This is a genomic window from Gorillibacterium sp. sgz306347, assembly GCF_059735245.1.
Genome location: NZ_JCAPET010000052.1, coordinates 21,284 through 27,322, shown reverse-complemented (window position 1 = coordinate 27,322; position 6,039 = coordinate 21,284). Strand labels below are relative to the sequence as shown.

Here is a 6,039-nt window from a genome sequence, read left to right as displayed (position 1 = left end):
GCGGGCACCACAGACTATGAAGTTGCGTTTTTTTCAGGGTAGAAAGGGATTTTGGGATTACGAGAAGGAAGAAGCGTGGCTGAGCAAGATGTCCGCCATCGGGATGGCACTGAGCGACTACAGTTGGCGCCGATATGTTTTTGAGGAGAGCCTCCCGAACGAATATACCTACCGGATCGAGCTATTGGAGCACGCGCCTGCTCATCCGGAAAGCATCGCTTATCTAAGCTTCTTGGAGCAAAACGGGATCGAACGTGTGGCGACCTATATACGGTGGATCTATCTCAGGCGCAAGTCGTCGGAAGGCGCATTCGATCTTTATTCCGACTTGGAATCCAAGAGCAAACACTATCAGCGAATCCATGTCCTATGGACAACGGCGATGGTAGTTGAGTTCCTGGCGGGGCTAACAAATCTTTTGGTTGGCTTTTTAAATCTTAGGGTTAATGAAAAGCTGGAAGGCTTCGCACTCGTAAACTTTACTACCGCCTCCTCGTTGCTCCTGCTGGGTTTTCTCTTTTGGTGGATGGTCAAACCCCTTCGCAGGAAAATCAAAAAGCTTCAGCAGGAAATCCGAATTCGAGAGTAAGAGAATAAAACCTTATTAGAGGAATCAAAAAAGCGACCTTAAAAGGCCGCCGGGCTGTCGAGAAAGTCAGGCATTTTTTGTGCAAAAGTGCAGCGGGCGCGAATTTTCCATTAACCGGAAGGTTTCGCGCTTGCAGCGTGGACAGGAAGTGCAAAAAATCAACTAATCCGATCATTTCCGACTATTCTCGACCGATTAGATGCAAGAAAGCAATTATTTCTCCATTTTTCTCCGAATATCGCTTGATTCGTTGGAATTAAGGGCGTGTAGGGAATTATTCCGCGATTGGAACGGGACACCATCGAAAATAAGTTTCGCTGTGCAGCTATTTGCCTTTTTTCTTTGTCTTCGTTTCCCGACAAGCTGAGCTGCCTTAATGGTCGCTTCGCTTTTTTTAATCTCGTTCAGGCTTCCGCCGTTCCGCGTTTCCACATGCCGACCGAATAGATTGCCAAAATCAATACCTGGGCCAGAATCACGATCAGCGCCGTCCGGTCAAAGGCGAGCTCCGTGCTGAAGGAAATAAAATTGTGGACCATATGCCACACAATCCCGATCCAAAGGCTGCGGGTAATGCTGATGATGAGGGCAAGCGTTAGGCCGGCGAGAAAAGCAAAGGCGATCTGCAGCAGCACTTCGGCAGGTTCCGTCCCGCTCAGGGCGTTGGCGGCATGCAGCACGCCAAAGATGAGGGAGGAGCCGATAACGGCCTGCTTCCGGCTTTTGCCCAACAGAAAGGAGAAGGACAAGCCGCGAAAATACAGCTCCTCATTGAAGCCAACAACGACAGTGAACAGAGCCAGGGCCGCATATTCGGCTCCCGGACGGTCAAATGCTGGGGTGTAAACGGCAAGCGGTATCGCCTCTATCAGCAGCAGCGGCACCCAAAGCCACACGGAGCGTACGCTGCCGGAGGCAGGCCGCCGGAAACCGGCCTCCCCGGCTGAAAAGCCGGCGCGGCGCAGAAGCAGCAGGCCCACCAAAACGGACAATACCACGGAGGCTGTCATAACAAGATAAGCAGGGACCTCCGCCAGTCCGGCGATCTCGGCGGCCGCGGAACCGATGGCGGTAAGTAAAGTGCAGATTACCGCCGCGATGATGGCGGCGGCATAAGGATGTTTGCGAATGAAAGTAACGGACATGGTTAAAGCTCCTCGCCTTCTCTTTTGAGTGTAACCAGCAACCCTTTAAATACGCGGCCCAATACGGCCTGGGCCTCCTCGTCGTCCATCGTGCTGCCGTTCGTTGCAACCAGCGAGGCAATGCCGTGGGTCGTATACCAGACACCGGCATACAAGCTGCGTGCACGATCAGCCGAGAGGCCGGTCATGTGCCCGATCATCGCGATCACCTGGTCGTCGCCTTCGGTCGCGCCGGCGATTTCCGCCACCTTCTCCTGCTGGAGCCGGCCCGACATAAACAGAAGCTGGAACAGCTTTTTTTCCGTTCGTGCAAACCGGATGTAAGCAAGCCCCATCGCCAGAAAGCCGTTGCCGCCGCTCTGCATCGCCGCCAGCATTGCGGTATTATACAAGTGCTCGGCATAAGCGCAGATTGCTTCTCTTAGTTCTTCCATGGATGAAAAATGGCTGAATATCGGCTGGGTGGAGGTACCGAGCTTCTTTGCGACATTGCGTGCGTTGACGGCATCCATCCCCTCTTCGCGCAGCAGCTCAAGCGCCGCTTCCAGCACGAGGTCACGCGTTACTTTCGGCTTCGGGGGCATAAGATTTCCTCCTCAACAATAAAATAACGTTCGTTATATTATATATGTTATATTACAAACGTAATTTTATCAACAATTTTTTTTTACAGCCTGCCAAAAGCGGTTCTTCCCCTTAGAACCGTCTCGCTACGGGACCCGGATCTTAGGAATAGCCATCGTCTGAATCTCCTGCACGCCAGGCACAAACCCAAGATGGTAATACCCGCTTCGGCCTCATGCCTTCCATTACGATTGAATAATTAGCATCTATTTTTCCTCTTGTTCCATCCGTTTCCTATGGATAAAATTGGTCCAGATATAAATACGAATTGGGGTATTACAGTGAATACTAGATTCATCAACTTCGAAGGAATTCATGGAAGCGGAAAATCAGCTAGGGTCTTTTTTGAATATCACATGGACTCCACAATTGAAAACCCGTGCGACATAAGAATGACGGCGGTACTGACGGAGGAAGAATTTGCGGACATTCTGCTGAAATTTTCTGCCTGCCGGGAAATACTCAGGGAGAAGGCGAAGGTCTACAACGGTTGGCATTGTGTCTTTCTGCCCGATGTTAAGGAATATCCAGAGCTCCATGCTGCATTGGAGCGTTTTAAGGCGGATAACGGGAATCTGGAGACGGAACGTTTTATGCAGGCATTAAAATGCAGAATAACGGCATTCGTTGAACAAGCCCTCCATTCGAATCAGGTCTATGTGTTTGAAAATGTTCTTTTTCAGCAAATTCTTAATGAACTGATGCGAAAAATGGACGGTGAGGAACAACAGATGATGGACTATATTTTAGAGGTTGAACAACTATTGCTGCCTCTGAACCCAATGGTTTTTTATCTGTATCCTGACAATTTAAAAGTACAAATAAACAAAGTTGCAGCAGAACGAGTGTCCGACAACCATGCATTATATCCCGACTGGATTGATTGGATGGTGGAGTATTTGCAAAACTCCCGGTACGGAAGGATGCGCAACGTGACCAGTCGGGATGATCTTATGTTCTATTTTCAAGAGAGAGCCGCGCTAGAAGAAAAATGCTTTGAAAGGCTGCGTTCAGACAAAGGTCCCCTATGCGGGACCAGCGGCCGAGGCTCTTTCATAGGGCAGCTCCAGCGTGTCCCAAGCATAAACGACTCGCTGTACTTCGCCATCGGGGCTCAAGAAAAAGGAAAAGGTGCTGTCGCATACCTCACATGCAAAATCGACCCGCTCCTCCTGTTCGGCTACCAGCTTTAACGCAAATTTCTTTCTTTTCGCCTCTTGGATAAACAGCCGGTCCACGTATAACCAGCCGTTCTCGAAAGAAATTGCAAATCGCCATCCTGTCGGCGGAAAGCGGTACTCCCCAATAAGCGTTTCGTATTTTGTATAGTCCACATTCTCGCGGCTATCCGGTTTTACGATGACCTGGGGCTCTTGAGAGAATAAAATCGACTTTATTCCCTTTGCAATTCGGCCGATCGGTACTGCGTCATTATTCGAGAGCAGAATGACCGTATAGTCGCCATGCAAGTATTTATGTACACTGCAGGTGTACCCGTATATGTTGCCATTCACCAATATCTCATCCACCGGGTCCCCATTTACCGAGCATCCATAACCCATAGAAGCCCCTGCATACCACAGATAGCCATAGGGAGTCATCATCTTTTGATAGGATTCTTTTTTAATCAGAATCCCCTCTGCCAAAGCCCGCGTCCACTTGAATAGATCATCGGCATTGGAACACAGAAACCCGCTCCCGTAGGCTCCGGACATTTCGTAATAATCCGCTTGAACGACCCCTTCCCCTGAAAAAGAGTACCCGTATGCTTTATTCGGAATGACATCCTCGTTGCGGCACACCCGGGTAACTTGCAGTCGGGCAGGCTCAAACAAATACTTTTGATAATACGCCTCAATGTCCATTCCTGAAACCAACTCAACAACTTTTGCCAGAAGCACATAATTGGAGTTGCTTTTCTCTATTCCCTGGCCCGGTTCGAAGTGCAAAGGAGCTTCATTCAGCCAGCTTAGAATCTCATCCGCCGACAGCCGAGCCCTGGTGCTATACGCCGGCAGCTCTGTATAATCCGGTATGCCCGAGGTAGAGGACAACAGATGATGAATCGTCATCTGTTCGGCATATTTATAGGTTTGGATATAGTCCTTTAACCGGTCTTCCAGGTTTAATTTTCCCTTATCAGCCAATTGCAAGATGGCAGCTGCCGTAAACTGCTTTGTAACGCTGCCGATCGGATAAACGGTGGATGCATCGTTGGGGATTTGATATTCCCAGTTTGCGTAACCGTACCCCTTTCGTAATAGAAACCGGGTTCCCTGAGTGACGGCCACTGTTCCGCTGAACCGGTTCGCACGGGACCATTCGTCCATGTAATGCTCCAGCTTTTGTTCGATTGTCTTCATTATTCTCTCTCCCTTTTAAGTATTGCAGCCTGAGTCAGTGTTCTCATTGCCCTGCTTCCTCTTGCTTGCCGGGCTGCCGGGTGAGCGCCCTTTTTGCGGCAAGCCAGTACCGTGTCCGATGGCAATTAACGCGGCGGTTCATATAATAACCTGACGTCGGACCGCAGGAGGATGATTCTCAGGATGGCAGCAAGGAAACAATCCGCTCATAAGCGGAAACCAAACGTTCCATCCCAATCGTTATCCAAAAAGTCAATCGCTCAAATTGCGAATCAAGTTGTGAAACGAATCCATGACATAGAAAACAATAAACCCCGAATGGAGAGCAAAGAAAACGTACCCGTTAAACAAGAGCAGACCCAGAGTAGAGAAGAGGATCGGCAAATTCAAGCGAGCGCTTATAAAGATATAAAACAAACGAAAGTGCTCATCGTTTCCTGCATGTCCGGCGAGGGCGAATGGAGGACGGAGCAGCTTGTCGTTGAGAATATAAACCTGCTGGCTCAAGAGGCGGTGTTGGTAAAAGGTTTCCAGCTTGTTTCGAAAAAACTGTACTCGTTCAATCCCGACCTGCTGCTTGTGCTCGGCATGCGGGAATCGGCGGCATTCGAAGAACTGGAGGCGAACGTACCGCCCCCAGTCAAAAAAGCCGTATGGCTGTGTGACGTGGCCGGTGTATCGGAGGCGTTGGGTCGAGCCGCTGCGAAGTTTGACCTTGTTTTTACTCAAAATGCAACGCACGTTCCTGCCTATAAGCAAGCGGGCTGTAAGCAGGTTATCTACCTGCCGTTTGCCGCTGATCGCACGCTCTACTATCCGAAGGCTGTAGAGAGCCGCTATCAATGCGATATGCTTGTCATCGGAGATGCGTCTCCGCACCATAGAGAACGAATAGCTGAGCTCCGGCAAGCAGCGGGAAATAGAAACGTATTTCTCATCGGAAATGGCTGGGATGCATCCCTCCCTTTTATTTGTGTAGAACCCCATGACGAGCTTCAAAATTATTATAATGGCGCGCAAGTAATTGTTCATTGGCAGCTTCCGCAGCAGCAAATTCTCGAGATATCAGCATGCGGAGGCTTCCAAATTGCCGAGGACCACCCGAATTTATATTCATACCTCAGTCCTGGCGAGGATATCGAAACCTTTCAAACCTCGCGCGAGCTGGGAGAAAAAGTACGAGAATACTTCAACCATGCGGATCGAAAGCGTGCGGTTTCCACAAGAGCTCTGTGGGGAAGTTGCTATAAATACTCCTATCTTCAAATGATTCTCAGGCTGCTCCACGCAGCTTCGGTAACTGGAGGGGGAAGCTAGA

Annotated in this window: 5 protein-coding genes; 2 read left to right on the top strand and 3 right to left on the bottom strand. The window is 49.7% G+C overall.

Annotated elements, in window-relative coordinates; genetic code table 11:
• The coding region (locus tag AC6I6H_RS19730) for a DUF2812 domain-containing protein (protein ID WP_497955893.1) at positions 1-589 on the top strand (589 nt) is incomplete at its 5' end.
• Between the two features lie 404 nt (positions 590-993).
• Here the strand turns inward: AC6I6H_RS19730 and AC6I6H_RS19725 are convergent.
• The 3 genes from AC6I6H_RS19725 to AC6I6H_RS19715 all read right to left on the bottom strand — a co-directional run bounded on the left by AC6I6H_RS19725 (position 994) and on the right by AC6I6H_RS19715 (position 4,721).
• On the bottom strand, positions 994-1,734 hold the full coding sequence (locus AC6I6H_RS19725; RefSeq protein WP_497955889.1) for a CPBP family intramembrane glutamic endopeptidase: 741 nt from the start codon (positions 1,732-1,734) through the stop codon (positions 994-996).
• Positions 1,735-1,736: 2 nt separating this feature from the next.
• Entirely contained in the window at positions 1,737-2,318 is a 582-nt protein-coding gene (locus tag AC6I6H_RS19720) for a TetR/AcrR family transcriptional regulator (RefSeq protein ID WP_497955886.1), read from the bottom strand.
• Positions 2,319-3,383: 1,065 nt separating this feature from the next.
• On the bottom strand, positions 3,384-4,721 hold the full coding sequence (locus tag AC6I6H_RS19715; RefSeq protein ID WP_497955883.1) for a serine hydrolase domain-containing protein: 1,338 nt from the start codon (positions 4,719-4,721) through the stop codon (positions 3,384-3,386).
• A gap of 183 nt (positions 4,722-4,904) precedes the next feature.
• On the opposite strand from AC6I6H_RS19715, the gene AC6I6H_RS19710 reads away from it, so the two are divergent.
• Positions 4,905-6,038: a CgeB family protein gene (locus tag AC6I6H_RS19710; protein WP_497955879.1), complete on the top strand. Its 1,134-nt coding sequence runs from the start codon at positions 4,905-4,907 to the stop codon at positions 6,036-6,038.
• The last annotated feature ends 1 nt before the right edge of the window (position 6,039 follow it).